Source organism: Azospirillum sp. HJ39 (genome assembly GCF_041507355.1).
GTDB lineage: Bacteria > Pseudomonadota > Alphaproteobacteria > Azospirillales > Azospirillaceae > Azospirillum > Azospirillum thiophilum.
The window spans coordinates 536,401-561,611 of record NZ_CP167911.1; the positions used below are offsets into that span (position 1 = coordinate 536,401).

30 protein-coding genes, 3 tRNA genes and 1 other RNA gene are annotated in these 25,211 nt (G+C 68.2%); 18 read left to right on the forward strand and 16 right to left on the reverse strand.

Translation table 11 applies throughout. The annotated features are described in order from the left end of the window. The first annotated feature begins 101 nt into the window (after positions 1-101). From argJ to ABMY26_RS15905, 5 genes are all read left to right on the forward strand, one after another. On the forward strand, positions 102-1,340 hold the full coding sequence (gene argJ / locus ABMY26_RS15885; RefSeq protein WP_372398210.1) for a bifunctional glutamate N-acetyltransferase/amino-acid acetyltransferase ArgJ: 1,239 nt from the start codon (positions 102-104) through the stop codon (positions 1,338-1,340). 19 nt (positions 1,341-1,359) lie between these two features. Further along, positions 1,360-1,803, forward strand: a complete 444-nt coding sequence (locus tag ABMY26_RS15890) for a (deoxy)nucleoside triphosphate pyrophosphohydrolase (protein ID WP_372398211.1) — start codon at positions 1,360-1,362, stop codon at positions 1,801-1,803. 291 nt (positions 1,804-2,094) lie between these two features. Further along, positions 2,095-4,014: a DNA helicase RecQ gene (gene recQ, locus ABMY26_RS15895; protein WP_372398212.1), complete on the forward strand. Its 1,920-nt coding sequence runs from the start codon at positions 2,095-2,097 to the stop codon at positions 4,012-4,014. Between the two features lie 115 nt (positions 4,015-4,129). After that, a tRNA-Thr gene (locus tag ABMY26_RS15900) sits at positions 4,130-4,204 on the forward strand. A 720-nt stretch (positions 4,205-4,924) separates the two neighbouring features. Next, on the forward strand, positions 4,925-5,326 hold the full coding sequence (locus tag ABMY26_RS15905) for a hypothetical protein (RefSeq protein WP_372398213.1): 402 nt from the start codon (positions 4,925-4,927) through the stop codon (positions 5,324-5,326). Between the two features lie 108 nt (positions 5,327-5,434). Here the strand turns inward: ABMY26_RS15905 and ABMY26_RS15910 are convergent, their stop codons facing one another. The 3 genes from ABMY26_RS15910 to sfsA form a co-directional block, all read right to left on the reverse strand. After that, positions 5,435-5,833 (reverse strand): hypothetical protein, encoded by a 399-nt coding sequence (locus tag ABMY26_RS15910; protein WP_372398214.1) that lies wholly within the window; start codon positions 5,831-5,833, stop codon positions 5,435-5,437. 339 nt (positions 5,834-6,172) lie between these two features. Beyond that, positions 6,173-6,982, reverse strand: a complete 810-nt coding sequence (gene map / locus ABMY26_RS15915; RefSeq protein WP_372398215.1) for a type I methionyl aminopeptidase — start codon at positions 6,980-6,982, stop codon at positions 6,173-6,175. Positions 6,983-7,031: 49 nt separating this feature from the next. Then, the gene (sfsA, locus tag ABMY26_RS15920) at positions 7,032-7,769 is read right to left on the reverse strand and encodes a DNA/RNA nuclease SfsA (protein ID WP_372399023.1); all 738 of its coding nucleotides are present in this window, start codon (positions 7,767-7,769) and stop codon (positions 7,032-7,034) included. A gap of 67 nt (positions 7,770-7,836) precedes the next feature. On the opposite strand from sfsA, the gene ABMY26_RS15925 reads away from it, so the two are divergent. Together ABMY26_RS15925 and ABMY26_RS15930 are read left to right on the forward strand one after the other, a co-directional pair. Continuing rightward, positions 7,837-8,622 (forward strand): competence/damage-inducible protein A, encoded by a 786-nt coding sequence (locus ABMY26_RS15925; RefSeq protein ID WP_372398216.1) that lies wholly within the window; start codon positions 7,837-7,839, stop codon positions 8,620-8,622. 137 nt (positions 8,623-8,759) lie between these two features. Further along, entirely contained in the window at positions 8,760-9,005 is a 246-nt protein-coding gene (locus tag ABMY26_RS15930; RefSeq protein ID WP_045581700.1) for a hypothetical protein, read from the forward strand. Positions 9,006-9,029: 24 nt separating this feature from the next. Here the strand turns inward: ABMY26_RS15930 and ABMY26_RS15935 are convergent, their stop codons facing one another. Beyond that, entirely contained in the window at positions 9,030-9,209 is a 180-nt protein-coding gene (locus ABMY26_RS15935; RefSeq protein ID WP_372398217.1) for a hypothetical protein, read from the reverse strand. A gap of 258 nt (positions 9,210-9,467) precedes the next feature. Here ABMY26_RS15935 and ABMY26_RS15940 point away from each other — a divergent pair. Continuing rightward, positions 9,468-9,552, forward strand: a tRNA-Leu gene (locus tag ABMY26_RS15940). A 30-nt stretch (positions 9,553-9,582) separates the two neighbouring features. Here the strand turns inward: ABMY26_RS15940 and ABMY26_RS15945 are convergent. Genes ABMY26_RS15945 through ABMY26_RS15955 form a run of 3 tightly spaced genes read right to left on the reverse strand, consistent with a single transcriptional unit; the run spans position 9,583 to position 10,515 of the window. Next, positions 9,583-9,936, reverse strand: coding sequence for a carboxymuconolactone decarboxylase family protein (locus ABMY26_RS15945; RefSeq protein WP_372398218.1), 354 nt, complete (start codon positions 9,934-9,936; stop codon positions 9,583-9,585). 34 nt (positions 9,937-9,970) lie between these two features. After that, complete coding sequence (locus ABMY26_RS15950; protein ID WP_372398219.1) at positions 9,971-10,174, reverse strand: DUF2892 domain-containing protein; 204 nt, start codon at positions 10,172-10,174, stop codon at positions 9,971-9,973. Continuing rightward, positions 10,171-10,515, reverse strand: a complete 345-nt coding sequence (locus tag ABMY26_RS15955; protein WP_372398220.1) for an ArsR/SmtB family transcription factor — start codon at positions 10,513-10,515, stop codon at positions 10,171-10,173. The genes ABMY26_RS15950 and ABMY26_RS15955 overlap by 4 nt, the downstream gene beginning before the upstream one ends. A 148-nt stretch (positions 10,516-10,663) precedes the next feature. Here ABMY26_RS15955 and ABMY26_RS15960 point away from each other — a divergent pair, with 148 nt between their 5' ends. From ABMY26_RS15960 to ABMY26_RS15970, 3 genes are all read left to right on the forward strand, one after another. Then, positions 10,664-11,065: a rhodanese-like domain-containing protein gene (locus ABMY26_RS15960; RefSeq protein ID WP_372398221.1), complete on the forward strand. Its 402-nt coding sequence runs from the start codon at positions 10,664-10,666 to the stop codon at positions 11,063-11,065. A gap of 207 nt (positions 11,066-11,272) precedes the next feature. Further along, positions 11,273-11,476, forward strand: coding sequence for a hypothetical protein (locus tag ABMY26_RS15965; protein WP_372398222.1), 204 nt, complete (start codon positions 11,273-11,275; stop codon positions 11,474-11,476). 67 nt (positions 11,477-11,543) lie between these two features. Then, positions 11,544-11,792 (forward strand): hypothetical protein, encoded by a 249-nt coding sequence (locus tag ABMY26_RS15970; RefSeq protein ID WP_372398223.1) that lies wholly within the window; start codon positions 11,544-11,546, stop codon positions 11,790-11,792. Between the two features lie 259 nt (positions 11,793-12,051). Here ABMY26_RS15970 and ABMY26_RS15975 read toward each other — a convergent pair. Then, positions 12,052-12,136, reverse strand: a tRNA-Leu gene (locus ABMY26_RS15975). 178 nt (positions 12,137-12,314) lie between these two features. Here ABMY26_RS15975 and ABMY26_RS15980 point away from each other — a divergent pair. Next, a complete protein-coding gene (locus ABMY26_RS15980) occupies positions 12,315-12,863 on the forward strand; it encodes a disulfide bond formation protein B (protein ID WP_372398224.1) in 549 nt (182 codons plus the stop codon). Beyond that, positions 12,860-13,462 (forward strand): demethoxyubiquinone hydroxylase family protein, encoded by a 603-nt coding sequence (locus ABMY26_RS15985; protein WP_372398225.1) that lies wholly within the window; start codon positions 12,860-12,862, stop codon positions 13,460-13,462. Before ABMY26_RS15980 ends, ABMY26_RS15985 begins: the two co-directional genes overlap by 4 nt. A gap of 14 nt (positions 13,463-13,476) precedes the next feature. Here ABMY26_RS15985 and ABMY26_RS15990 read toward each other — a convergent pair whose 3' ends face one another. After that, entirely contained in the window at positions 13,477-14,040 is a 564-nt protein-coding gene (locus ABMY26_RS15990; protein ID WP_372398226.1) for an HNH endonuclease, read from the reverse strand. A 440-nt stretch (positions 14,041-14,480) separates the two neighbouring features. Here ABMY26_RS15990 and ABMY26_RS15995 point away from each other — a divergent pair, with 440 nt between their 5' ends. Both ABMY26_RS15995 and gluQRS read left to right on the forward strand, forming a co-directional pair. Then, the gene (locus tag ABMY26_RS15995) at positions 14,481-14,648 is read left to right on the forward strand and encodes a hypothetical protein (protein WP_167543362.1); all 168 of its coding nucleotides are present in this window, start codon (positions 14,481-14,483) and stop codon (positions 14,646-14,648) included. Between the two features lie 123 nt (positions 14,649-14,771). Then, entirely contained in the window at positions 14,772-15,632 is an 861-nt protein-coding gene (gene gluQRS / locus ABMY26_RS16000; protein WP_372398227.1) for a tRNA glutamyl-Q(34) synthetase GluQRS, read from the forward strand. Positions 15,633-15,737: 105 nt separating this feature from the next. Here the strand turns inward: gluQRS and recR are convergent, their stop codons facing one another. From recR to ffs, 4 genes are all read right to left on the reverse strand, one after another. Further along, positions 15,738-16,331: a recombination mediator RecR gene (gene recR, locus ABMY26_RS16005; RefSeq protein ID WP_372398228.1), complete on the reverse strand. Its 594-nt coding sequence runs from the start codon at positions 16,329-16,331 to the stop codon at positions 15,738-15,740. Between the two features lie 260 nt (positions 16,332-16,591). Next, entirely contained in the window at positions 16,592-16,915 is a 324-nt protein-coding gene (locus tag ABMY26_RS16010; RefSeq protein ID WP_085090301.1) for a YbaB/EbfC family nucleoid-associated protein, read from the reverse strand. A gap of 3 nt (positions 16,916-16,918) precedes the next feature. Next, the gene (locus ABMY26_RS16015) at positions 16,919-18,775 is read right to left on the reverse strand and encodes a DNA polymerase III subunit gamma/tau (protein ID WP_372398229.1); all 1,857 of its coding nucleotides are present in this window, start codon (positions 18,773-18,775) and stop codon (positions 16,919-16,921) included. Between the two features lie 110 nt (positions 18,776-18,885). Next, an RNA gene (gene ffs, locus ABMY26_RS16020) (signal recognition particle sRNA small type) lies at positions 18,886-18,983 on the reverse strand. A 149-nt stretch (positions 18,984-19,132) separates the two neighbouring features. Between ffs and ABMY26_RS16025 the strand changes: the two genes are divergently transcribed. Then, the gene (locus ABMY26_RS16025) at positions 19,133-20,299 is read left to right on the forward strand and encodes an AAA family ATPase (protein WP_372398230.1); all 1,167 of its coding nucleotides are present in this window, start codon (positions 19,133-19,135) and stop codon (positions 20,297-20,299) included. A 63-nt stretch (positions 20,300-20,362) separates the two neighbouring features. Here the strand turns inward: ABMY26_RS16025 and pgk are convergent, their stop codons facing one another. Further along, positions 20,363-21,556, reverse strand: a complete 1,194-nt coding sequence (pgk, locus tag ABMY26_RS16030; protein ID WP_372398231.1) for a phosphoglycerate kinase — start codon at positions 21,554-21,556, stop codon at positions 20,363-20,365. A 307-nt stretch (positions 21,557-21,863) separates the two neighbouring features. Between pgk and ABMY26_RS16035 the strand changes: the two genes are divergently transcribed. Together ABMY26_RS16035 and ABMY26_RS16040 are read left to right on the forward strand one after the other, a co-directional pair. Then, positions 21,864-23,468, forward strand: coding sequence for a CHAD domain-containing protein (locus tag ABMY26_RS16035; protein WP_372398232.1), 1,605 nt, complete (start codon positions 21,864-21,866; stop codon positions 23,466-23,468). 12 nt (positions 23,469-23,480) lie between these two features. Further along, entirely contained in the window at positions 23,481-24,104 is a 624-nt protein-coding gene (locus tag ABMY26_RS16040) for a division plane positioning ATPase MipZ (protein WP_372398233.1), read from the forward strand. Here ABMY26_RS16040 and ABMY26_RS16045 read toward each other — a convergent pair. Next, complete coding sequence (locus tag ABMY26_RS16045; RefSeq protein ID WP_372398234.1) at positions 24,086-24,862, reverse strand: methyltransferase domain-containing protein; 777 nt, start codon at positions 24,860-24,862, stop codon at positions 24,086-24,088. The genes ABMY26_RS16040 and ABMY26_RS16045 overlap by 19 nt on opposite strands. A 131-nt stretch (positions 24,863-24,993) precedes the next feature. Beyond that, a complete protein-coding gene (locus ABMY26_RS16050; RefSeq protein ID WP_372398235.1) occupies positions 24,994-25,182 on the reverse strand; it encodes a hypothetical protein in 189 nt (62 codons plus the stop codon). Between the last annotated feature and the right edge of the window lie 29 nt (positions 25,183-25,211).

Genomic DNA, 25,211 nt, shown 5'->3' on the forward strand with positions numbered 1-25,211 from the left:
CCCCTGCGAAGCGGGGGAGGGTTAGGGTGGGGGCAATACGCCAGCACCTCAAACCCTCCACGCCCACGCCACCACCACTCCCCCACCACGGGAATTCCACCATGGCCACGACCCTCTCCCCCTTGGCTCCCGCCAGCTTCCCGACGCTGCCGCCCATCGCGGGCGTGCGCATCGCCACGGCGAACAGCGGCATCCGATACAAGGGCCGCGACGATCTGCTGCTGGCCGTGCTGGATCCCGGCACCAGCGTGGCGGGCGTGCTGACCCGGTCGCTGACCTGCTCGGCCCCGGTGATCTGGTGCCGCGACAGCCTGCCCAAGGGCCAGGCCCGCGCCGTGGTGGTGAATGCCGGCAACGCCAACGCCTTCACCGGCAAGGCGGGCGACGCCACCGTCCAGGCGACCGTCGCGGCCGCCGCCGAACTGGCGGGCTGCGCCCCGGACGAGGTCTATATCGCCTCGACCGGCGTGATCGGCATCCCGCTGGCCGCCGACGCCATCGGCAAGTGCCTGGCGCCGATGGCGCCGACCCTCAAGGCCGATTCCGCCGCGTGGGAGAAGGCCGCCCGCGCCATCATGACCACCGACACCTTCCCGAAGGGCGCGGTGCGCACCGCCAGCATCGGCGGCACGACGGTGACGATCGCCGGCTTCGCCAAGGGCTCCGGCATGATCGCGCCGGACATGGCGACGATGCTGGGCTTCGTCTTCACCGACGCCGCCATCGCCGCCACCGCGCTGCAGGACATGCTGTCGGAATTCACCGAGCGCACCTTCAACGCCATCACGGTCGACGGCGACACCTCGACCAGCGACACGCTGCTGCTGTTCGCGACCGGCAAAGCCGGCAACGCCACGGTGTCGAGCGCCGATGCCGGCGAGCTGGCGGAGTTCCGTGCCGCTCTGGAGGATCTGCTGCTCGATCTGGCGCTGCAGGTGGTGCGCGACGGCGAGGGGGCGACCAAGTTCGTCGCCGTCACCGTGCGTGGCGCCGACAGCGACGCCGCGGCCAAGCGCATCGGCATGACCGTGGCGAACTCGCCGCTGGTCAAGACCGCGGTCGCCGGCGAGGACGCCAACTGGGGCCGCATCGTCGCCGCCATCGGCCGCGCCGGCGAGCGCGCCGACCGCGACCTGATCAGGATCACCGTCGGCGGCACGCTGATCTGCGCCGACGGGATGGAGGTTCCCGGCTATGACGAGACGCCGGTCGCCGCCCACATGAAGGGCAAGGAGATCGACATCGACATCGATCTCGGCCTCGGCAAGGGAACGGCGAAGGTGTGGACCTGCGACCTGACCCACGGCTACATCGACATCAACGGCAGCTACCGGAGCTGACCGCCACCGGAGCCGCGTGATGACCGCCTGTTTCGATCCCAGCTCGACCCCGGCACCCGGCTCGCTGCCGGTGCTGCTCGTCGTCGCGGTGGCGCTCGTCGATGCCGACGGGCGCGTGCTGCTGGCCCAGCGTCCGCCCGGCAAGTCGCTCGCCGGCCTGTGGGAATTCCCCGGCGGCAAGGTGGACGAGGGCGAAACCCCGGAGGCCGCCCTGGTGCGCGAGCTGAAGGAGGAGCTGGGCATCGACACGGCGGCCAGCTGCCTCGCCCCCTTCACCTTCGCCTCGCACAGCTACGAGCGCTTCCATCTCCTGATGCCGCTCTATGTCTGCCGGGTGTGGGAGGGCGACATCATGCCGCAGGAGGGCCAGACGCTCGCCTGGGTCTATCCGAACCGGATGGGCGACTATCCGATGCCGCCGGCCGATGTGCCGCTGGTGGCGATGCTGCGCGACTTGCTGTAGGGCACGATACCGTGCGTTGAAAAAGCACCAGGAAGAAGGGCATCTTCTTCATGCCGCCTTCCTCCTTCCGAAACGGCGGATGGACCACCCATCCGCCGTTTTCACTTTACACGCGGACGGTGAGCGGGCGCCATCTTTTCACACCAATGCGTGGTGGTGGCCGCGGTGGTCCGAGCTTTGTTCCCGGACGTGACCCTTTGCGGCTTTGCCATGGGGCCGATCTGTGCCACATGATGGGTCGTTGAGACGACAAGCCGGATCTCCGGCACCACTTTCCTGAACCGCATCGGCGTGGATTCGTTGTTTTCCTACAGCAACCGGGGTGCGTCGGACGACGGCTTCGGAGACCGGCCGGCCGCGGCGCTCGACGCGCTGCGGACAGTGTTCGGCTACGATTCCTTCCGTGGCCAGCAGGCCGACATCATCGACCATGTGGTGCGCGGCGGCGACGCGCTGGTCCTGATGCCGACCGGCGGCGGCAAGTCGCTGTGCTACCAGATCCCGGCACTGGTGCGCGACGGGGTGACGGTCGTCGTCTCGCCGCTGATCGCCCTGATGCGCGACCAGGTGACGGCGCTGCGGGAGCTGGGCGTGCGCGCCGCCTTCCTCAACTCCTCCCTCGGACCGGCCGAGGCGCGGGATGTCGAGCGGGCGATGGTGCAGGGCGAGATCGACCTCGTCTATGTCGCGCCGGAACGGCTGGTGACGCCGCGCTTCCTCGATCTGCTCGACCGCACCCGGCTGGCGCTGTTCGCGCTGGACGAGGCGCATTGCGTGTCGCAGTGGGGGCATGATTTCCGCCCCGAATATCTCCAGCTGTCGATCCTGCACGAGCGCCACCCGATGGTGCCGCGCATCGCGCTGACCGCCACCGCCGATGTGCAGACCCGGGCCGAGATCAAGGAAAAGCTTGGGCTGACCGACGCCCGCGTCTTCCTGTCCAGCTTCGACCGGCCCAACATCACCTACCGCGTGGTGCCGAAGAAGAGCGAGCGCCAGCAGATGCTGGCCTTCCTGCGCGAAAACCATCCGGAAGACGCCGGCATCGTCTATTGCATGTCGCGCAACAAGGTGGAGGAGGTCGCCGCCTGGCTGAATGGCCAGGGCCTCGAGGCTCTGCCCTACCATGCCGGGCTGCCGGCCGACGTGCGGGAGTCCAACCAGGATCGCTTCATCAAGAGCGAGGGTCTGGTGATGGTCGCGACCGTCGCCTTCGGCATGGGCATCGACAAGCCGAATGTCCGCTTCGTCTGCCACCTCGACCCGCCCAAGAGCCTGGAGGCCTATTACCAGGAGACCGGCCGCGCCGGCCGCGACGGGCTGCCGGCCAACGCCTGGATGGCCTATGGCATGGCCGACGTGGTGATGCTGCGCCAGATGCTTGAGCAGTCGGAGGCCGGCGACAGCCACCGCCGGGTCGAGCGCGGCAAGCTGGAGGCGCTGCTGGGCTTCTGCGAGACGCCGGACTGCCGCCGGCAGGTTCTGCTGAACTATTTCAACGAGACGCTGCCGGAGCCTTGCGGCAACTGCGACACCTGCCTGGATCCGATCGAGACCTGGGACGGCACCGTCGCGGCGCAGAAGGCGCTGTCGGCGGTCTACCGCACCGGCCAGCGCTATGGCGCCGGCCATTTGATCGACGTGCTTGTCGGCAATGCGACCGAGAAGGTGATCCAGCAGCAGCATGACCGTCTGAAGACCTTCGCGGTCGGCAAGGATCTGTCCAAGGTCGAATGGCAGTCGGTCTATCGCCAGCTGGTGGCGACCGGCCTGCTGACCGTCGACCTGGAGGGCTATGGCGGTTTCCGCCTGACCGATGCCGGTGTCGCGGTGATCAAGGGGCAGCGGGTGGTGAAGCTGCGCAAGGATCCGGTTCTGGAACGCCGCCGCGGCGTCCACGACGCGCTGCGCCGCCACACCGCGCGGGGTGGCGGCGTCGGCGGCGGGGAGGGTGTATCCAGGAGCGGCGCCCGTGGCGCGCTGTCGGCGGCCGACGACGTGCTGTGGCACGCGTTGAAGGACTGCCGCACGGCGCTGGCCAAGGCCCAGGGCGTGCCGCCCTATGTGATCTTCCATGACAGCACGCTGCTGGAAATGGTGGCCCAGCGTCCGCAGGACCACGCGAGCTTCGCCCATCTGCCGGGGGTGGGTGGCCGCAAGCTGGAGCGCTACGCCGACGCCTTCCTGGAGGTGATCCGCCAGCACGGATGAGGGCGGCGGATGGGGGTGCGCAAGCATGGCAGGCTTGAGAATGGGCGGCTGATTTTTCCGAAATTCACCGCTTGCATCCCGTGGAGCACCTCGCTATGTTCCGCGCCACGACGACGCCGCAGTAGCTCAGGGGTAGAGCAACTGATTCGTAATCAGTAGGTCCGGGGTTCAAATCCCTGTTGCGGCACCACTCTAAGGCCCTGAAAGGTAACGCCTTTCGGGGCCTTTCCATGTCCGGGGGCCGCAGCGTTTCCCACCGGCCGAAATCGTGATCTCCCACTTGACTGTTTTCGGCGTACCGGCCGCGCTCCGGAATGTTCCGCCCATGGTTGTTCCTCCCGGATTGTCGCCCGGCGCTTCGTTGCCGAAGCCCGGCGCCTTGACGGGCGAAGTGTTGCGCCAGTACCAGCGCCCAGCCACCCGCGATGAGCATCCTCTGCGTTATCGCCACCTTGCCGGATAAGGCTGGCTGGGAAACCTCGAAGCCGCCGGCCCGGTTGCCGGGGGCTCCCGATGCGCCCGGTACGGTGCGGCATGTGGTGAAGTTGTATAGTCAAGCGCCTGGCCAACGGGTTGCGGCCGGAAATGCCGGCAGCAAAAGAGCAATGCGCGAAAATCTTTGAAACATATCGCGTTCAAGGATATAAATTTTATCGCGACGCGCATAGTATCCAAGGAGATACGAATGGCCCAAGATGTCGATGCCCAGGAATTTCTGGCGCAGATACGAAACAATCCGGATATATTTTTCCGCCAGAACACAGTTTATTGGTTGTGTGGACCATCGGGGGCCGGCGGGCCGAGCCTGTCCAACTTCAAAGTAACAAGGCATGACACGCGGGTAGAGTACTCCTCCGGTCTATCCGGCCTTTTCGGCGGTTGGACCACCGGCGGTTATTCCTACGAGATCGTGAAGGATGGCGCAGGGTCGGCCCAGGGCTATTTCCTGCCCTGGAATGAGGATTCCGGCTATTCGACCGTCCTTGACGGGCATGCGGAATTCTTCGTCAACGCCCTGATGGACGGCTGTTCCTTCGGTTGCGTCGCAGGCCCCAACCATTCGGTCAGGGTTGCCCATCACAACATCCAGGGCGCCGATGGCGGCACCGATCATCAGGCGATGACCGGCACGCTGTCCGCCATGGGCTATCGCCAGACCTTCAAGCGGAACGACTATCGCACCTTGGGCAACGGGCAGGGCAGCGGCTTCGTCACCGGATTGCGCGTCGGTGGGGCGTGGCGCATCTACGCCCAGGGGGTTTACACGGCCCAGCGCCGCGACCGCATCGCGTCCTTCCGCCGCCTGATGTGATGGGTCCGTCACCCGGTCCATGCCGGGCACTCGGCCAACGATGTGCGGGCATATCGGCCATCGGAAGCTCCGATCCGGGAACTGCCGGGGTTTCAGGGGGGTGACGGATCAGGGTGTCTTCCGCAGCGCCTCGAGCATGGCCGTGCGAAGCATGTCGGGCGAGCAGGGCATCTCCAGCAGGATGCCGCCGGATGCCCCGGCCTTCCAGCGCTGGAGCAGGTTGGGATCGGCGGTGATGCCGATCCATGGCAGCGGATGGCCCATTTCGGCTTCGAAGCGGTCGCCCAATCGGTCGCCCAATCGGTCGCCGATGTCCAGGCCATCGGTCGGAGGCAGCAGCAGCAGGGTCGGGCGCAAACCCTCGTCCCGAATGATCGCTATGATGTCGTCGACGCAGTCACCGGCGATGACCCGGCACCCCCATGATTCGAGCAGGGCTTCGACGCCCAGCCGCAGGATGGCATTCTGTTCCAGGACAACGACGGTGTTCCCTGTGATTGCTGACACGGCGTGATCCCATCCAGACGTTGGGCGGCTTGGAGACTGTCCAAGATCGAAAACCCATCGGAGGGCGGGATGGTATCTGCCGTCTCTTTTTTGTCATTAACCTGTGATGGGTTCAACTCAAGGTGCGTGGGGCTCTGCCATGTCCACCAACCCATGATGATCTGACGGCTCGGCCACCGGGCGGGGGCAGGCCGCCGCCGGTCATCCCCCCGACCTCACCTGGAGATGAAGCCGGACGAATGGGAACCTTTCACAACGTGACCGCATGGAATCCACGCTATCGGGGCCGCAAGCCTGGGCGTGCGGGAGTATCCGCCCACCCCACAAGCGCATTCCGCCTCACTCCACCGGGTAGGGCGGCTTCGTGTAGCCCGCCGGCGACAGGGTGAAGATCTCCGCCCCGTCGGCGGTCACGCCGATGGAATGCTCGAACTGGGCGGACAGCGACTTGTCCTTGGTCACCGCGGTCCAGCCGTCGCCCAGGATCTTCACGTCGGCGCGGCCGGTGTTGATCATCGGCTCGATGGTGAAGATCATGCCTTCCTTCAGCACCAGACCCTCGCCGGGCCTGCCATAATGCAGGACCGACGGCGGCTCGTGGAAGACGCGGCCGACGCCATGGCCGCAGAAATCGCGCACCACCGAGAAACGATGGGATTCGGCGAAACTCTGGATGGCATGGCCGATGTCGCCCAGGGTGGCGCCGGGCTTCACCACGTCGATGCCGATCATCAGCGCGTCATAGGTGACGTCCACCAGCTTGCGCGCCTTCACCCCGACGTCGCCGCACAGATACATGCGGCTGCTGTCGCCGTACCAGCCGTCGACGATCGGCGTCACGTCGATGTTCAGGATGTCGCCGTCGACCAACCGCTTGTCGCCGGGGATGCCGTGGCAGACGACATGGTTGACCGAGATGCAGTTGGCGCGCGGGAAGCCGCGGTAACCCAGCGGGGCGGGGATGCCGCCATGGTCGCGGATGAACTGTTCCAGCAGGCGGTCGAGTTCGCCCGTGGTGACGCCCGGCTGCACATAGGGGGCGATGTAGTCCAGCGTCAGCGCGGCCAGCCGGCCTGCCTTGCGCATGCCCTCGAACCCCTCCGGGCCATGCAGACGGACGCGGTTGGAGTCGACGTGATCCTGTTCCAAGACGAATGCCCCTATGCCAAAAAAACCGAAATCCGGACATGCCGCGGCGCTACAGACGGATCGGCAGCGGCCGGTCCAATTCAATCGATTCGGGCGTGATCGCGCAAGCCCAACACAGCGCCTCGACCCCCGAATCCAGCGCGCGGCGCAGGCCGGCGTCATAGGCCGGGTCGAGATCGGCCGCCGTGCGGAAATAAGTGCAGTCGGTGCGCTGGACAAGATAGAGCATGACCGCCCGGCAACCCTGCGCCACCATCGCCGCCATCTCCTCCAGATGCTTGGCGCCGCGGGCGGTGACGCAATCCGGGAACTCGGCGGCGTCTCCCTGCGGGCCGTCCGGGCGGCGGAGATGGACGTTCTTCACCTCGACATAGACGGGCGGCCGGGGGGACGGCTGCGCCGGATCGTCCTCCAGCAGAATGTCGATCCGGCTGTTGCGGCCGTACTTCACCTCGCGCCGCAGCCGGCCGTAGCCGGCCAGTTCCGGGATGGTGCCGGCGGCGATCGCGGCGGCGGCCAGGGCGTTGGGGTGGCCGGTGTTGACGCCGACCAGCCCCTCGCCCCAGGGGGCGGCGGCCTCCACCAGCTCCAGCGTGTGGGCGAGCTTGCGCTTCGGGTTGGCGGAGCGCGACAGCCACACCGCCGATCCCGGCAGGGCCAGCCCGATCATGCTGCCGGAATTCGGGACATGCACGGTGATCTCCGCCCCGTCCAGCTCGACGTCGGCGAGGAACCGCTTGTAGCGGCGGATCAGGCGGCCTTGAAGAAGGGGGGTGGGAAAGCGCATCTTGGCGGCGACGCTACCCTTGGCCTTCCCGCTCGACAAGAGCGTTCCGACGGAGACCCGCACCGCCATGACGTCCGAGACAGCCGTCCCCCCGGCCGCAGACAATCCGACCGCCGCCGTCCTGGTGATCGGCAACGAGATCCTGTCGGGCCGCACCAAGGACGCCAACCTGGGGCACATCGCCGAAAAACTGACGGAGATCGGCGTGCGGCTGCGCGAGGCGCGGGTGGTGCCGGACGTGGAGGAGGAGGTCGTCGCCGCGGTCAACGCGCTGCGTGCGCGCTACACCTACGTCTTCACCACCGGCGGCATCGGCCCGACCCACGACGACATCACCGCGGCCTGCGTCGCCAAGGCCTTCGGCGTCGCGCTGGAGCGCAACGGGGAAGCGGTCGCCCGGCTGGAGCGCCATTACGCCGCCGGCCAGCTGAACGAGGCGCGGCTGCGCATGGCCAACGTCCCGGCCGGCGGCATCCTGATCGACAATCCGATCAGCCAGGCGCCGGGGTTCCAGATCGGCAACGTCTTCGTCATGGCCGGCGTGCCCAACATCATGCGGGCGATGCTGGACGGGGTGCTGCCGCGTCTGGCCGGCGGGCCGGCGCTGCATGCCCGCACGGTGGCCTGCGAGTTGGCCGAGGGCGTGATCGCCGCCGAGCTGTCGGCCTTGCAGGACCGCCATCCGGAACTCGAGATCGGCAGCTATCCCTATTTCCGCAACGGCTTCTTCGGCGTCAGCCTGGTGCTGCGCGGCACCGGCGAGGGCGAGGTGGAGGCGGCGGCCGGCGAATTGGCCGACATCGTCCGGCGGCTGGGCGGCACGCCGACCGTGACCGTCGGAACCAAAGGGTAGGGTGACGCTATGACCGCGGCTATGCCGGGGGATCGATTGCCGCGGACCGATTCGGGTCTACATGGAGTATCCGGCGCCAGGCCATCCGACATCAGGCCGTTTGGCGCCGGGACCGAGTCTGCCGGGAGAGCCCCGCCATGAAGACCTTCGAGAAAGCGGCGCTGCTGTTCCTGCTGCGCCATCTGTTCGCCGGCATCGTCGGTGCGGTGGTGCTGGCCAGCGGGCTTTTGTGGTTCGACGTCGCCCGGCTGGCCACCTTGATCGGCAGCAGCGAATACGGCATCACCGCCACCGTCATGCTCTATGCCGGCCTGATGCTGACCTTCGGCAGCGTGTCGATGGGAATCGGCATCATGACGCTGAACGAGGACAACCGGCCGTAGGATCAGGGGGGGAAACGCTCCCGGTCAGAAGCGGGTGCCGAACGGTCCGAAGCGGTCGTAAATCCAGACCAGCGCGACGATCGCCGCCAGCCACAGCGCCGCGTTGCGCACCGCCACGCCGCGGTTGCGGCGAAGGGCGGCAGGAACCACCAGAACCGCCACCATCAGAAGCGCCACCAGCGACAGCCAGTTCGTCTCGCTCACGCCAAGCCCTCCCGTTTCCTGAGCCCATTCCCCGGGTCATGCATCAATCGATATGGGCCTTCGATATGGGACGGTCGCCGGTTTTGCGAAGGGGTCTTGACCGAAAGCCCGGCGATTGTCTAAGTCATGAACACGGAACGGTGCGTTGCATATCCATGTATGCAATCTCTGCGGGTATCCCGGTGCCGCTCCGTCGGCATGTGCTTTGGCATCGAGGCTCCGGTCGTCAGACCGGGACTCCGGTGGCGAAGCCGGGGCGCGGGCGTGGCGAAACCGGTAGACGCAAGGGACTTAAAATCCCTCACCCTTAGGTATGCGGGTTCGAGTCCCGCCGCCCGCACCATCATCCATCCGATGAATGCCGTCCGGCGGTTCAGCCGGCCGCTTTGGCGGTGAACTGGTCGAACGCCTCGACTGCCTGGGCCGCATACATCACCGACGGGCCGGCGCCCATATAAACCGCCATGCCCATCGTCTCCATCACCTCGTCGCGAGTCGCGCCCTGCTTCATCGCCGCTTCCGCATGGAAGGCGACGCAGCCGTCGCAGCGGATCGCCACGGCGATGCCCAGCGCGATCAGTTCCTTCGTCCTGGTGTCGAGCGCATCCGCCTTCAGCGCCGCCTGGGCCATTCCGGAAAATGCCTTCATCACCTCAGGCGCGCCGCCCCGCAGCTCACGGATGGCGCCGGACAGCTCGCCGGTCATCTGCGGCCAATCCTTGTGCATGGTCGTCTCCCTTGTAAAAGATCGAAGAAATGGATCAGCGGAACGCCGGGCCGGTGGCGGCGCCGGCCCGCTTCAGCAGGATCGCCAACGGGCAGAAGCCGGTGAAGGACGATTGCAGCAGGTTGGCCCCGGCAAAGGCGGTCAGCCACAGCCAGCCCGGGCCGTGCAGTTGCGACAGCGCGAGACTGGCAAGGATTACCGTGCCGGCGAAGGCCATGACGATGCGGTCGATGCTCATGGTGTTTCTCCTGACGTGGAAGGGCCGCCGCAGGGGCCATCGGCTGTTACGGCCCCCCGGTCGGGGCGGCAATACAGCTCGGCCAGTACGGCGATGACCGCTGTCACCTCCCGGCTGGCAAGCGAATAGAGGATCGTCTGCGACCGCCGCCGGGTGCGGACCAGCCCATCGGCACGCAGCCGGGCCAGATGCTGCGACAGGGCCGACTGGCTGAGCCCGGCCACCTCGCACAATTGGCCGACGCTGCGCTCGCCCTGGCCCAGTTCGCACAGGATCAGCAGGCGTGCCTCGTGCGACAGAGCCTTCATCAGCGTCACGGCGGGGCGCAGCCCCGGGGTCATGTCGAAAGCATTCATTGACACTAATTTAGTAAATACTTAAATATTGGTCAAGAGCTTTCCGCAAGCGCTCTCCGGGGCCGCGGTTCCGGCCCCCCGGCCCGCCCCCGATCCGATCCATCGACGATGCCAACCGAGAGGTGCCCCCACCATGTGGCTCTGCTCCCTGATCCGCCGCCTGATCCCCGCCGCCCCGTCCGACAGGCCGGCCGGCACCTCTGCCGGCTCCCCTGCCGGCCGCATTGCCCAGGCCGATCCGCGGACCGTGATGCAGTGGCAGGGGGCCGGCGAAACCGTCATCGTCGACGTCCGCGAACCCCACGAACATGCCGCCGGGCATATCCCGGGCGCCATCCTGAACCCGCTGTCGCGGTTCGACCCGTCGCGGGTTCCCACCGATGCGGCCAAGCATCTGGTCTTCCACTGCCAGGGTGGCATGCGTTGCGGCCCGGCCGCCGAACGCATGATGGCGTCCGGCTTCACCGGCACCGTCAACCGCCTGCGCGGCGGCTTCGCCGGCTGGGTCCAGGCCGGCGGCCCGGTGGAGCGCTGACCTCGAAGGCATGACGATCCCGCAGCGGCCGCGCCCGTGCATGCTCCCGGCAGCCGACCATGCGCGGTGGAAAGGCCCGGCCCGGCCCATCGGGGCGGGGTGCCCGGTTGCATTCGGACCGGCCTTGCGGAAAAATACCGGGGTCATGACAGAAATCACCATCTCCCCGGATCGATGCCGGCGCCCCCAAACCAGCGGGGCCGCCGCATGAAACCCGCCCCCTCCTCCATCCTGGTCGACGAAGCCGGGCCGCAGAATTTCACCCTCGCCGTGACGTTCGACGGCCGGCGCTTCGAGTGCGGCAGCTACATCAGCCGCGCCGCGGCAATGCAGGCCGGCCGGCTGTTCATCCAGCGCAAGGAGGGCGAGGCCGCCGGCGGCCGGACCAAACGGAAGCCCGGCAAGGGCTGACGGCCGCCGCGGTCCCGGAACGGCTCTGCCGAACCGTCCCGGCCGGGCACAACAGAAGGGCGAACCGATGCCGTTGCGTCAGGAGATGGAGACCGCCCGGTTCGAGGCCAGGGCAGAAGACGGCACCGTTCATGTGGTCGTCGAATTCACCGTGTTCATCCAGATGGTGACATTCAGAGGCCCTGCCGGATGGGTGCCGGAGGGGAAAGCCCATCGCCTGGAGACTGGCGGAGCGGTGGAGGCATTGGCCGACGGCAGCTTCCGGATTTCCGCGACGGACCTGGCGATCCGGCGCAGCGAGAGCCCCGGGCCATGAACCGCCAGCCCTCGCCGTTCATCGGGCAGGGCAAGGAAAACAGGGGGCGGCACCGGACGGAGCCCGTTCGGCGGTGGCGCCCCATCGAAGGCGGCGGGCAGCAGACTGTGCGGTGTCCGGGCTGTCGGGCGCGTGCCATCGCGCGCAGCGGTCCGGGGGCCGAGCGGGGGGGGCGCTTGAAGGCTGGGGAGGGGGGCCGGCTGCTCCGGTGCGCCCGGCTCGACGGCGCAACAGGGAGACGCATCATGCCGAGAGAAGATGGTGCGGGCGGTCGGACTCGAACCGACACTCCTTGCGGAACCGGATTTTGAGTCCGGCGCGTCTACCAATTTCACCACGCCCGCAGCGACGCCTCTTCTAACGCAACCGTTCGGAAACGGAAAGTGCAAAAGAACGGGGCGACGCCGCCGCCGTGCCGCTTATTCCCCGCTGCCGCCGCCGCCCCTGTCATGCCGTCGCAGGGGCCGGGCGGGCGGAGCTGCCGGCTGGCCGAACGGCTCCGCACGCGCTACCTTGTCGGGCATGACGACCAAGATCCCGATCTCCCCCCTGTTCTGCCGCGTCCTCGACGATCCCCGCGTGGCCTCCCTGCTGCTGGCGCTGGCCAGCGCCGGGGTGCTGCTGTCGGCGCTGTTCTTCCAGTTCGTGCTGGATTACCAACCCTGCGTCCTCTGCATCATGCAGCGCTGGCCCTATGTGGCGGTGATGGTGTTCGGGCTGGTGACCTGGCTGTTCCGCCGCTGGAAGGGGCTGGGCGACGCGCTGCTGGTGGCGAGCGGGTTCGCCCTGCTGGCCGGCGCCGGCATCGCCGCCTACCATGTCGGGGTGGAGCAGCATTGGTGGGCCGGCACCTCCTCCTGCGGCGGCTCGGTTCCGGCCAATTCGCTGGAGGCGCTGCGCGCCCAGGTGATGGCCGCCCCGGTCACCCGCTGCGACGAGGTGGCATGGTCGCTGTTCGGCATCTCCATGGCGGGCTACAATGTGGCGATCTCGCTGGCGCTGGCGGCCTATGCCTTCGTCGCCGCGCGCATCGCCTACACCCGCACCCCGGTGTCGAGGACCGCATTGTGAGCGAAACGACCTTTCCGAACGCCGGCCCGAACGCCAGCCGAGCCCGTCACCCGTCCGCGTCGCGGGGGGCGATGCCCGGCGACCTGCCGCGGCGCGACCGGCTGGCCCGCATCGTCCGCGTCGACCATGCCGGCGAATATGGCGCGAAGCGCATCTACGAGGGCCAGATCGCCGTGATCGGCAAGGGCCGCCACGGCAAGACCCTGCGCCACATGGCCGAGCAGGAGTTGGAGCATCTGGAGTATTTCGAGAAGCAGCTGACCCGGCGCCGCGTGCGCCCGACCCTGCTGCAGCCGCTGTGGCACGTCACCGGTTTCCTGCTTGGCGCCGGCACGGCGCTGCTGGGCGAGCGGGCGGCGATGGCCTGCACCGTCGCGGTGGAAGAGGTGATCGAGCGGCATTACGAGGCGCAGCTGAAGGAACTCGGTCCCGACGAGCAGGAGCTGGCCGACAGCATCCGCAAGTTCCAGGCGGAGGAGGTCGAGCATCGCGACATCGGTCTCGTCAACGAGGCGGAGCTCGCGGCGGGCTATCCGGTGCTGACCGCCGCGATCAAGGCCGGAACGCGGGCGGTGATCTGGGTGGCGGAGCGGGTGTAGGGGAGCACCCCCCCCTACATCGGATCCAGTTCCGAGTCCCAATAAAGAAAATCCCGCCAACTTTCGTGAAGGAAGTTTGGCGGGAAGGCACGTCCATTCTCTTGCAGTTCGTAGGCGCTTGGCTGGAAGGGCGGACTGAGGGGGATCATGCCGCAGACATGCGGCAGCCGGTCGCCCTTCGCCAGGTTGCAGGCGGAACAGGAGGTGATGACGTTTTCCCACGTCGTCCGGCCGCCGCGCGACCGCGGGACCACATGATCGAAGGTCAGGTCGTGGGTGGGGAAGGGGCGGCCGCAATACTGGCAGGTGAATCGGTCGCGCAGGAAGACGTTGAAGCGGGTGAAGGCCGGGCGGCGGGTGGCCGGGATGAATTCTTTCAGCGAGATGACGCTGGGCAATCGGACTTCGAAGCTTGGGGATCTGACGACCCGGTCATAGTGCGATACGATGTTGACCCGTTCGAGAAAGACCGCCTTGACCGCTTCCTGCCAGGACCATAGCGACAAGGGGAAGTAACTGAGCGGGCGGAAATCCGCGTTCAGCACCAGAGCCGGACAGTGATCGGGTGGTGGAGCCAATGGCCACTCCCTTGTCTGAAACCGTTTCTGTAACCGTGTCCCGAACCCGGCGCGCGGTGTTGCGGCTGGTGCGCGGGCTGCTGTCTTATTGCCGTCTTATCAGCCCCGGCAGCCGGATCGCCGATCCGGGACAACCAGATACATAGAGGATCGGCGGCCGGGACTCAACATCTTGACCCGGCGGGACCCAATTTCTTCACCGATGTGTAACCTTTTTCGCGCTGTGGGCATCGGTTCCGGGGCGGGACAGGGCAGGGCGGGGGAGGACGGCCCAGGCGGGCGGGCACTCGCGCAGCGGCTGTGACATCCCGAAAAAGATGCGTGCCCGCGCTTGTGCGGTTACCCCTCGTTAACCATGACGGCGGCATCGTGGATCTCGTTGATCCTAGACGATCCCGCCGGTTGCGCCGGCCGGACGCGACCCCGAGGAAAGCCCTGCCATGACCGCCGTCATCATCGACCTCGCCCAGAAGCGCCGCGAACGCGAGGAGCGTGACCGCCAGATCCGCATCGACGCCTTCGACCGCGAACTGCGCCGTCGGCTGGCGCTGTATCTGGAGGGCGAGGACATCCCGGTCGAGCCGATCCGCGACAACCCCTATTTCTGAGCCCCGTCCCCCTCGCACATCGCGCGCCCGATCCGGCCGGCGATGCGCTGGCCTTATGTTCGGCGATCGGATTCACGCTTCAAATCGATGCCGATTTTACGCGATCCGATCTATAAGGCGGGAATGAGCGACCTCGTCACCCGCTTCGCCCCCAGCCCGACCGGGCATCTGCATCTGGGCCATGCCCATTCCGCCCTGTTCGGCTGGACGATGGCCCGCGGCGCGACGGCCCGCAGCAGCGGCGGGCGCTTCCTGTTGCGGATCGAGGACATCGACCCCAACCGCTGCCGCCCCGACTATGAACGCGGCCTGATCGAGGATCTGGCCTGGCTCGGACTCGACTGGGACGGTCCGGTCCGGCGCCAGTCCGACCATTTCGACGATTACCGCGCCGCCCTGGCCCGGCTCGAGGCGCTGGGCGTGCTCTATCCCTGCTTCTGCACCCGCAAGGACATCGCCGCCGAGATCGCCGGGGCCGGCGCCGCGCCGCACGGTCCCGACGGGCCGCTCTATCCCGGTACCTGCCGCCACCGCCCGGCAGCGGAGCGGACGGAGCGGATCGCCGGAGGCGCGGCCTGGGCGTTGCGACTCGACGTTGCCGCCGCATCCCGGCTGACCGGCCCCCTGCGCTGGCACGACCGCGCCCGGGGATGGCAGGAGGCGGTGCCGGAGTTGCTGGGCGACGTGGTGCTGGCGCGCAAGGACACGCCGACCAGCTATCATCTCAGCGTCACCGTCGACGACCATCTCCAGGGCGTGACGCTGGTCACCCGCGGCGAGGATCTGTTCTTCGCCACCCATCTGCACCGGCTGTTGCAGGAGTTGCTGGGCTACGATCCGCCCGATTACCACCACCACGGCCTGCTGCGGAACGCGGCGGGCGAGCGGCTGGCCAAGCGCGACCGCGCACAGACGCTGCGCTCGCTCCGCGACGAGGGGCGCAGCCCGGCCGAGGTCCGGGAGATGGCCGGATTCCCCGGCTGAGTTGAAGCCGCGGCGGCGTTGCCGATAGGGCCGGCGGGTGTCCAGGTTGCCGGTACTTCGGCATCGGTGCCAAGTTGCTGCAACTTGGCGGTCATCGCCATATCTCTACAGCGGCCGCCGCGCCTTCAGCGCCGCGGTCAGCGTGCCGTCGTCGAGATAGTCGAGCTCGCCGCCGACCGGCACGCCATGGGCAAGGCGGGAAACCGAGACGTCGGCATCGCTCAGCCGGTCCGTCACCACATGGGCGGTGGTCTGGCCGTCGACGGTGGCGTTCAGGGCGAGGATGACCTCGTGCACCGCCGGATCCTTCGCCCGTTCGGCAAGGCCGGAGATGTTCAGGTCGTCCGGGCCGACGCCCTGCAAGGCGGACAAAAGGCCGCCCAGCACATGGTAGGTGCCATGGAAGGCGCGGGTGCGTTCCAGCGCCCACAGGTCGCCGGCATCCTCGACCACGCAGATGACCGAGCGGTCGCGGGTGCGGTCGGCGCAGACGGTGCAGGGGTCGCGGCTGTCCAGGTTGCCGCAGACGGAACAGGCGCGGATCGACTCGCCGGCCGCCGCCATCGCTTCCGACAGGGGAACCAGCAGGCTGTCCCGCCGCTTCATCAGATGCAGTGCTGCCCGCCGTGCCGACCGGGGACCGAGTCCCGGCAGCTTGGACAGCAACTGGATCAGGCGTTCGATTTCAGGTCCGATCATGGGGTGGGGTGCCGACACATATCTCCCTCTCCCGCCCCGGGAGAGTGAAGGGGCCCAAGCGGAGCTTGGGATGGGTGAGGGGCGATACGAGGATAAGGGGGTCCATGTCCGGATCGCCCCTCACCCTCCCCGCCTGCGGCGGGTCCAAGGCCGCTCGCAAGTCTCGCGACCGCGCTCCGCCTACGATCACCTTCGGTGCTCGTCCGGCCTATGGCCGGCGGCTCCGCGCCCTCTCCCGGGGCGGGAGAGGGCAAGAAGGATCAGAAGGGCAGCTTCATGCCCGGCGGCAGCTTCAGCCCGCCCATCATCTTCGAGGTCTCCTCGGCGACATGCTGCTCCACCTTCTTCTTGGCGTCGTTGAAGGCGGCGACGATCAGATCCTCCAGAACCTCGACGTCCTCGGGATCGACCACTGACTTGTCGAGCTTGACCTTCTTCATCTCGCTCTTGCCGTTGACGGTCACGACGACCATGCCGGCCGCGCTCTGGCCGGTCACTTCGACCTGCTCCAGGCTCGCCTGCATTTCCTGCATCTTGGCCTGCATCTGCTGGGCCTGCTTCATCATGTTGCCGATATTCTTCATCGGTCAGTACTCTCCTTCGTCGTCGAGGGGGTAATAGACCCCGTCGTCCTGCTGCTGAACAATGAAATCGGGTGTCTCGCCGTCATCCGCAACCGCTGCACTTTCCGCCGCGGCGACTTCGGCCAGATCGCGGACCTCGACGATCTTCGCGCCGGCGAAGGCCTCGATCACCGCGCGCACCACCGGGTTGGCCTCCGCCTCCGACCAGGCGCGGCGCTTCTCCGCCTTCTCCTGCTCGGCCAGCGTCGGCTGGGCCTGCCCTTCGGACAGGGCGACGATCCAGCGCTGGCCGGTCCATTCGGTCAGGAACTGCCCGACCTTGGCCGGCAGGGTCGGCGGCGCGGCGGGACGCAGCTTGAGTTCGAGCCGGCCCGGCTCCATCCGCACCAGCTGGACCGTCTCCATCAGATAGCCGTAGAGCGCGCCCTCGCGCCGGTCGGAGAACAGCTGCACCAGCGTGCGGAAGTCCGGCGGCATCGGCGACAGCTCCTCGCCCGCCGCGACGGCGGCCGGGGCGGGCGCCGCCGCCATGACGGCCTGCGGCTGGGCCGAGCCGCTGGAGCGCGCCACCGCATGGGTGGCGACCGCGACCGGGCCGCCGCCTGGACCGCCGCCTTGGCCGCGGCCCATCGCCCCGCCGCCATTCGCCTGCTGGGCCTGGAACTGGCGGATCAGCTCGCCCGGGGTCGGCAGGTCGGCGGCATAGGACAGGCGGACGATCACCATCTCCAGCGCCTGCTGCGGCACCGGCGCCGCCTGCACCTCGCCCAGCCCCTTCAGCAGAAGCTGCCAGGCGCGGGTCAGCGCCGGCATGCCGAGCTTGCCCGACAGCACCGCTCCGCGCGTGCGCTCGGCCTCCGGCAGGGACGGGTCGTTGGCGCTGTCGGGCACCACCTTCAGCCGGGTCAGATTGTGGACGAGATCGAGCAGATCCTGCAGGATCACCACCGGATCCGCGCCGACGCGGTGCAGGTCGGACAGGATGTCCATCGCCTCGGCAGGGCGGGCGGAGACGGCGGACTCGAACAGGTCGATCACGCGGGTGCGGTCGGCCAGCCCCAGCATGTCGCGCACCTGCTGCGCGGTGACGGTGCCGGCGGCGAGCGCGATGGCCTGGTCCAGCAGCGACAGCCCGTCGCGCACTGACCCGTCGGCGGCGCGCGCCACCAGGGCGGCGGCGTCCCCCTCGATCTCCGCCCCTTCCAGCGCGGTGATGCGGGTGAAATGCTCCTTCAGCACCTGGGCGTCGACCCGGCGCAGGTCGAAACGCTGGCAGCGCGACAGCACCGTCACCGGCACCTTGCGGATCTCGGTGGTGGCGAAGACGAACTTCACATGGCTCGGCGGTTCCTCCAGCGTCTTCAGGAGCGCGTTGAACGCGCTCTTGGACAGCATGTGGACCTCGTCGATGATGTAGAGCTTGTAGCGGGCCGAGACGGGAGAATAGCGCACGCCGTCGATGATCTCGCGGATGTCGTCGACGCCGGTGTGGCTGGCGGCGTCCATCTCCATCACATCGACATGCCGGTCCTCGGCGATGGCGCGGCAATTGTCGCAGACGCCGCAGGGGCTGACCGTCGGCCCGCCGGTGCCGTCGGGGCCGGTGCAGTTCAGCGCGCGGGCGATGATGCGGGCGGTGGTGGTCTTGCCGACGCCGCGCACCCCGGTCAGCATGAAGGCCTGGGCGATGCGGCCGGACTGGATGGCGTTGCTCAGGGTGCGGACCAGCGCGTCCTGGCCGATCAGCTCGTCGAAGGTCTTCGGCCGGTATTTGCGCGCGAGCACCCGGTAGGCCAGCCCGGTGGCGGGAGCCGGGGCGGGGGCGGAAAGGGCGGTGCTGTCGGCGGTGGTGTCGGTCACGCGGCTGGCCTGTCGAAACGACGGGAGGGAAGGGGTTCGTTCGGGCCGCAGGATAGCGTCCCGGCGCCGCGCTGTCGCCGTCTGTTTCGTGCTGGCAATCTGAGGGAAGGGTGGGAGACTGGACGAACGACCCGAGCCGTAACTCGTTGCGGCTGCTTCCTTCCGGACCTGACCGGGTTGGCGAGGGACTCGTCCGACGCCAGCCTCCCGCCGCTGTTATGGCGATGGAGCCGCCGGGATGCAAGGGGAAACGGTTCGTGTGCGGGGGAGCCGACAGTGTCCGCGCGGACTATTGACGATTATATTTCGGACTATAAATTATGGTTTGTTCCATAATTGGTCCTAGTGAGGCCGCCCGTGCCGTCCCCCCTTGCACAGAAATTCCTGTTCCACCGGCCGAAGCTGGCGGCATCCCTGGCCGACATCGTGACGGGGGATGCACCGATCGGGGCCGAGCCGACGCTGTGTCTGGCGGCGCCGCGGCGGACAGGGAAAAGCACCTTCCTGCGTCATGACCTGGGGCCGGAGTTGGAGAATCGCGGCATCCTGTTGGTCTATGTCGATCTGTGGTCGGACATGGCGGCCGATCCCGCCCATCTGATCGCGGAGTCGCTGAAGGCCGCGCTTCGCCGGGCCGACAGCCTTCCGGTGAAGGCGGCGCGGGCGGTCGGGCTGGCCAGGCTGGGGGTCGGTGGCGTCTCGGTCGACATCGACCGGATCGGGCAGGCGCAAGGGACCACGTTGGCCGACGCGCTGGAAGCCCTGCTGGAGCGGACGCACAAGCGCATCGCCCTGCTGGTGGACGAGGCGCAGCATGCGCTGACGACCGAGGCCGGGTTGAACGCGATGTTCGCGCTGAAGGCGGCGCGCGACCGGCTGAACACCAGGGACGACGCCCGCGACGGCCCGAACCTGATGATCGTGCTGACGGGATCCCACCGGGACAAGCTGAGCCGGCTGGTGCTGAACCGCGACCAGCCCTTCTTCGGCACAGGTGCGCGCAGCTTCCCGCTGCTGGACCGTGCCTATACCGATGCCTACACGGCCTGGATCAACGCCCGGCTGGCGGAGGGGAACCGGTTCGACGCCGAAGACGTCTTCGCGGCCTTCGACGCCGTTGGACGCCAGCCGGAAACCCTGATGCGGATCCTGTCGGATGCGGCGCTGCTGGTCGGCGATGCCGGCGAATTGAAGCGGGCGCTGGCGGATGGGGCGACCGGGCTTCGTCAGCGGGTGTGGGACGATTACGAGGCGGCATGGTCGGGGCTGTCGCCGTTGCAGCGGGCGGTGGTCGAACGGCTGACCGTGGAGGGTCCGCAATCCGCCCCCTTCTCCGCTCCGGCCCTGCAAGCCTACGCCGACGCCATCGGGGAGGCGGTGGAACCGCCGGCCGTGCAGGCGGCCATCGAGGCGCTGCGGCAGAAGAACATCCTGTGGCGGTCGGCGCGCGGGCAATATGCGCTCGACGACCAGGGGATGGCGGAGTGGCTGAAGGCACGGGCAGACGGGGCTGTGCAGGGGTAGCCAAAACAAAAAGGCTCCGGGCCGAAGCCCGGAGCCTTTCGCTGTGCGGTCCCTTGGAGCCGCTTACTTCTTCAGCGCCGCGACGCCCGGCAGTTCCTTGCCTTCCAGCCATTCCAGGAAGGCGCCGCCGGCGGCCGAGACGTAGGTGAACTTGTCCTCGACCCCGGCATGGGCCATCGCCGCCACGGTGTCGCCGCCGCCGGCCACCGACAGCAGGCCGCCGGCCTCGGTGCGGGCGGCGACCAGGCCGGCAACCGCGTTGGTGCCGGCGTCGAAGGGCTGGATCTCGAAGGCGCCGAGCGGGCCGTTCCACACGATGGTCTTGGCGCCCTGAAGCTTCACGCCCAGGTACTCGACGGTCGCCGGGCCGACGTCCAGCGCCATCTCGTCCGCGCCGATGGCGTCGAAGGCCACCACGCGGTTGGCGGCGCCGGCCTTGAACTCCTTGGCGACGACGAAATCCTTCGGCAGCAGGATCTCGCAGTTCGACTCCTCGGCGGTCGCCATGATGGCGCGGGCCTGGTCGGCCATGTCCTTCTCGCACAGCGAGGCGCCGACGTCCGTGCCCTTCGCGAACAGGAAGGTGTTGGCCATGCCGCCGCCCAGCACCAGCAGGTCGACCTTGCGGACCATGTTGCCGAGCAGCTCCAGCTTGGTCGAGATCTTGGCACCGCCGACGACGGCGGCCACCGGACGCTCCGGCTTCTCAAGCGCGAGCGTCAGCGCCTTCAGTTCGGCTTCCATCAGGCGGCCGGCGGCGTTCGGCAGCAGGCGGGCGACGCCCTCGGTCGAGGCATGGGCGCGGTGCGCGGCGGAGAAGGCGTCGTTGACGTAGAGGTCGCCCAGCTCGGCCATCTGCCTGGCGAAATCCTGGTCGTTCTTTTCCTCCTCGGCGTGGAAGCGGGTGTTCTCCAAGAGGACGATGGCGCCCTCATGCACCTTGGCGATGGCCTCCTTGGCCTTGTCGCCGACGCAATCCTCGGCGAAGGCGACCTTCTGGCCGACGGCGGCGCTGAGCGCGTCCAGCACGTTGCGCAGCGAGTTCTTGGCGTCGGGGCCGTTCTTCGGCCGGCCGAAATGCGACAGGACCACGACCTTGGCGCCCTTGGACGACAGCTCCGTCAGGGTGGGGGCGAGGCGGTCGATGCGGGTGGTGTCGGAAACCTTGCCCTCCTGCATCGGAACATTCAGGTCGGCGCGCACCAGCACCGTCTTGCCGCTCACCTCGAGGTCGTCGATCGTGTTGAAATCGGTCATCGTCGCACTTCCCGTATGTATGGCCGTCTTTATGGCCGCATTTATGGCCGTCCCGCGATGGATGCGGCCCCAGAGTCGATTCGGCGGAACCCAATCACAGCCCTGCCCGCTTTGCAACGGCCCAGGGGTGGGGCGAAATGGGGCATAATGACCCTGCAAGCGCTTGACCGGAAGGGCGGATGCAGCACCCGGCATCGCCGCAACCGCAGGCTTCTGCAACATTTCCGTAACTTGACCCTGTGCATGGGCTGTGCAAACACCCAACTGTAGGCCCATGGGCCGCAAAACGGGGGTTGAAGCGCAGGCGATGGCTGAGGCGGACATCAACCGCGAGACGGAATTGAAGCTGGCTGCGCAGCCGGAGGATTTCGACAGGCTGCGCGCCGCTCCCGCCATCGCAGACCGGGCGGCCGGCCCGGCGGCGACGCGAACCCTGGAAAGCACCTATTACGACACCGAGGACCGCCGGCTCGCCGCGCGCAAGGTGACGCTGCGGGTGCGCAAGACCGGCGACGGCTTTGTCCAGACGGTCAAGTCGGCCCCGGACGAGGACGGGATCGGGCGCGGCGAGTGGGAATGCGCGGTCACCTCCGCCACCCCCGACCTGACGCTGATCGCCGACGGTGCCGCCATCGACCTGCTGGGACCGCTCGGCGAGTCGGAGTTGCAGCCGGTCTTCACCTCCATCGTCGAGCGCACGACCCAGGACGTGACGCTGGGCGAGGGGGACGGGGCCGCCCGCATCGAGATCGCCTTCGACCGCGGCCGCATCCTGCTGCCCGACGGCCGGTCGCGCGAGCTGTGCGAGGTCGAGCTTGAACTGAAGGAGGGCACGCCCGCCGCCCTCTATGAGCTGGCGCAGGATCTCGCGAAGGCCGCCCCGCTGCGGCTGGAGATGCGCAGCAAGGCCGAACGCGGCCATGCGCTGGCCAACGGCGAAACCGACAAGGCGGTGAAGGCGGAGAAGCTGCTGCTCGATGCCGAGACCACGGTGGAAGGGGCGGTCGCCCGCATCGTGCGCGCCTGCCTTGCCCACATGATCGCCAACGAGGCGGTGACGCTGGCCGGCGAGGATCCGGAGGGCGTCCACCAGATGCGCGTCGCCCTGCGCCGGCTGCGCTCGGCCACCGCGCTGTTCCGGCCCTTCATTCCCACCGTGCAGTATCTCTGGCTGGTCGGCGAGATCAAATGGCTGGCCGGCAGCCTGGGGCCGGCGCGCGACTGGGACGTGTTCGGCGAGGAGCTGCTGGCCCCGGTGCGCGACGCCTTCCACCGCGCCGACGGGCATGGCCGCTCGGCGGTCGAGGATCTCGACACGCTGGCCGCCGCCGCCGAGGCCAAGCGCCTGCGGGCCTATGAGGGCGTGCGCGAGGCGATCCGCTCGGACCGCTACACCGCCTTCCTGCTGGGCGTCGGCAGCTGGGTGGAGAAGCGCGGCTGGCGCGACCAGCCGGTCAGCGAGGAGTCGGTGCGGCTGTTCCAGCCGGTGATCGGGCTGGCCGACCATCTGCTGAACAAGCGCCACAGGAAAGCCAAGCGGGCCGGCCACGGCTTCGCCCATCTGCCGGTGGCCCAGCGCCACCAGCTGCGCATCGCGCTGAAGAAGCTGCGCTATGCGGTCGAGTTCTTCCGCAGCCTGTACGACGACAAGCCGGTGCGCCGCTACATCCAGCAGCTCGCCGCCTTCCAGGACGCGCTGGGCCATCTGAACGACGTGGCGACGGCGACGCGGCTGCTGCACGAGCTGCATGACGACGGCAGCCGGTCGGCCCCCGGCGAGCCGCGGGCCGCCGGCATCGTCATCGGCTGGCACGCCCGCGGGGTGGCCGACACCGAGGCGGCGCTGGTCGCCCTGTGGCATGACTTCATCGACACCAAGCATTTCTGGTCGAAGCCGGACCCTGCGGTGTAGAGTCCGAGAGACATGCTCACGATCCTCGTCGCCAACATCAAGGGCGGCTGCGGCAAGACGACCGTCGCCACCCATCTCGCAGCCGCGTCCGCCGCGGCGGGCCTGCCCACCGTGCTGGCCGACGTCGACCGCCAGCGCTCCTCGCTCGGCTGGCTGGAGCGCCGGCCGGACAAGGCGCCGGTGCTGGTCGGGCTGGACTGGGGGAAGGATTTCACCGACACGCCGCGCGGCACCAAGCGGCTGGTGATCGACGCCCCCGCCGCGCTGAAGACCAAGCAGATCGAGGATCTGGTCAAGATGGCCGACGTCGTCGTGCTGCCGGTGCTGCCCGGCGCCTTCGACGAGCAGGCGACCCAGCGTTTCCTGTCCAAGCTGGACGAGCTGAAGCGCATCGCCAGGAAGAAGACCATGGTGGCGGTGGTCGGCAACCGCATGCGCGCCCGCACCAAGGCGGCCGACCGGCTCGACGTCTTCCTGGGCGGCATCGGGCATCGGGTGGTGACCCGCCTGCGCGACAGCCAGATCTATGCCGATGCGGCGGCGACCGGCCTCAGCCTGTTCGACATGCCGGGCAAGCGCGCCGCCGAGCACCGCGGCGATTGGCAGCCGCTGTTGAGCTACATCGACGGTGTTTGACGGGCCGTCGCCGTGTTGCGCGCCCGGGCCACGATGAACAGCCAGCCGGTCGGGATCAGCATGCTGCCGTTGGCGTGCCGGGGATAGGCCTCCTCCAGCCGGCGGCGGTAGGCGGCAAGAAAGCCGTCGAGCTCCGCACCGGACAGCCGCTCCATCACCGGGGCCAGCGCCGCCTGGTGCAGCCATTGCAGCAAGGGCACGTCGCCGTCGACGCTGTGGAAATACCCGGTCTCCCACAGCTCGACGGACGCCGCCTGCGGAGCGAGCCAGTCGTAATAATCCTTGGCGGCATGCCATGGCATCGCGGTCCAGGCTCCGGCCAGCCGGTCGGCCCAGGGACCGTCCAACGCGGTTTCCAGCAGCAGGCTGTGGGTGGGCTGGTCCTGCGGGCGGGGCATGGCGATGGCGAGCACGCCGCCGCCGGCCAGCGACTGAAGCAGTTCGGGGAACAGGCGGTCATGGTCGGCCACGCGGTGCAGCCCGCCGGCTGAGATCACCAGATCGGCCGGCCAGTGCGGCCGCCAGCCGGCAAGGTCGGCCTGGAGATAGCGCACGCGCGACGGCGTTTCCGCGGCCCAGCGCAGCATCGCCGCCGAATTGTCGACCGCCAGCACGTCGGCCTGCGGCCAATGCGCCGCCAGCATCCGCGACAATTGTCCGGAACCACAGCCGAGATCGACGATGGCGGTTGGCGTCAGGGAGGGGGGAAGTGCCGCCGTCAGGTCGATGACCGGCCGGCGGCGCAAGGCGTCGATCATCGCGAGGGCGTTGGGATCCCACGTCGATGGGCATGTCGTTGTGCATGTCATACGGCACCCGCTTTCGATGGGGCCGTGCCCCGGGCGGATCCGCCCGGCCGTCGCGTTACCGTTCGCCTGTCAGGGGATGGTCAGTGGGCCGAGCCCAAACGGTCGAAATGCCGGCCGATGGCCGAGAAGATGAAGAGCACGCAAGCGATGAAGACGATCAGGCCGCCGACCGCGAAGGCGTCGTCCGCCGCGCGCGAGGAGGCGAGCAGCCCGACGAAAGCCATGATGCCGGCGAGGATGGAATTGATCCAGTAGGAGAGGGCTTTCACGTCCCGGAGTCCTTTCAGAGCGGGGAGGG

What these genes read in the sequence shown, in the direction of transcription:
- ABMY26_RS16040 (WP_372398233.1), top strand. Translation starts at nt 23,481, where the DNA reads ATGCTCACGATCCTCGTCGCCAACATCAAGGGCGGCTGCGGCAAGACG.
- ABMY26_RS15950 (WP_372398219.1), bottom strand. Translation starts at nt 10,174, where the DNA reads ATGAGCATCGACCGCATCGTCATGGCCTTCGCCGGCACGGTAATCCTT.
- ABMY26_RS16035 (WP_372398232.1), top strand. Translation starts at nt 21,864, where the DNA reads ATGGCTGAGGCGGACATCAACCGCGAGACGGAATTGAAGCTGGCTGCG.
- gluQRS (WP_372398227.1), top strand. Translation starts at nt 14,772, where the DNA reads ATGAGCGACCTCGTCACCCGCTTCGCCCCCAGCCCGACCGGGCATCTG.
- recR (WP_372398228.1), bottom strand. Translation starts at nt 16,331, where the DNA reads ATGATCGGACCTGAAATCGAACGCCTGATCCAGTTGCTGTCCAAGCTG.
- ABMY26_RS15955 (WP_372398220.1), bottom strand. Translation starts at nt 10,515, where the DNA reads ATGACCCCGGGGCTGCGCCCCGCCGTGACGCTGATGAAGGCTCTGTCG.
- ABMY26_RS15980 (WP_372398224.1), top strand. Translation starts at nt 12,315, where the DNA reads ATGACGACCAAGATCCCGATCTCCCCCCTGTTCTGCCGCGTCCTCGAC.
- sfsA (WP_372399023.1), bottom strand. Translation starts at nt 7,769, where the DNA reads ATGCGCTTTCCCACCCCCCTTCTTCAAGGCCGCCTGATCCGCCGCTAC.
- ABMY26_RS15930 (WP_045581700.1), top strand. Translation starts at nt 8,760, where the DNA reads ATGAAGACCTTCGAGAAAGCGGCGCTGCTGTTCCTGCTGCGCCATCTG.
- ABMY26_RS15960 (WP_372398221.1), top strand. Translation starts at nt 10,664, where the DNA reads ATGTGGCTCTGCTCCCTGATCCGCCGCCTGATCCCCGCCGCCCCGTCC.
- ABMY26_RS15965 (WP_372398222.1), top strand. Translation starts at nt 11,273, where the DNA reads ATGAAACCCGCCCCCTCCTCCATCCTGGTCGACGAAGCCGGGCCGCAG.
- ABMY26_RS16010 (WP_085090301.1), bottom strand. Translation starts at nt 16,915, where the DNA reads ATGAAGAATATCGGCAACATGATGAAGCAGGCCCAGCAGATGCAGGCC.
- ABMY26_RS15995 (WP_167543362.1), top strand. Translation starts at nt 14,481, where the DNA reads ATGACCGCCGTCATCATCGACCTCGCCCAGAAGCGCCGCGAACGCGAG.
- ABMY26_RS15945 (WP_372398218.1), bottom strand. Translation starts at nt 9,936, where the DNA reads ATGCACAAGGATTGGCCGCAGATGACCGGCGAGCTGTCCGGCGCCATC.
- ABMY26_RS16045 (WP_372398234.1), bottom strand. Translation starts at nt 24,862, where the DNA reads ATGATCGACGCCTTGCGCCGCCGGCCGGTCATCGACCTGACGGCGGCA.
- pgk (WP_372398231.1), bottom strand. Translation starts at nt 21,556, where the DNA reads ATGACCGATTTCAACACGATCGACGACCTCGAGGTGAGCGGCAAGACG.
- ABMY26_RS15970 (WP_372398223.1), top strand. Translation starts at nt 11,544, where the DNA reads ATGCCGTTGCGTCAGGAGATGGAGACCGCCCGGTTCGAGGCCAGGGCA.
- ABMY26_RS15925 (WP_372398216.1), top strand. Translation starts at nt 7,837, where the DNA reads ATGACGTCCGAGACAGCCGTCCCCCCGGCCGCAGACAATCCGACCGCC.
- ABMY26_RS15890 (WP_372398211.1), top strand. Translation starts at nt 1,360, where the DNA reads ATGACCGCCTGTTTCGATCCCAGCTCGACCCCGGCACCCGGCTCGCTG.
- argJ (WP_372398210.1), top strand. Translation starts at nt 102, where the DNA reads ATGGCCACGACCCTCTCCCCCTTGGCTCCCGCCAGCTTCCCGACGCTG.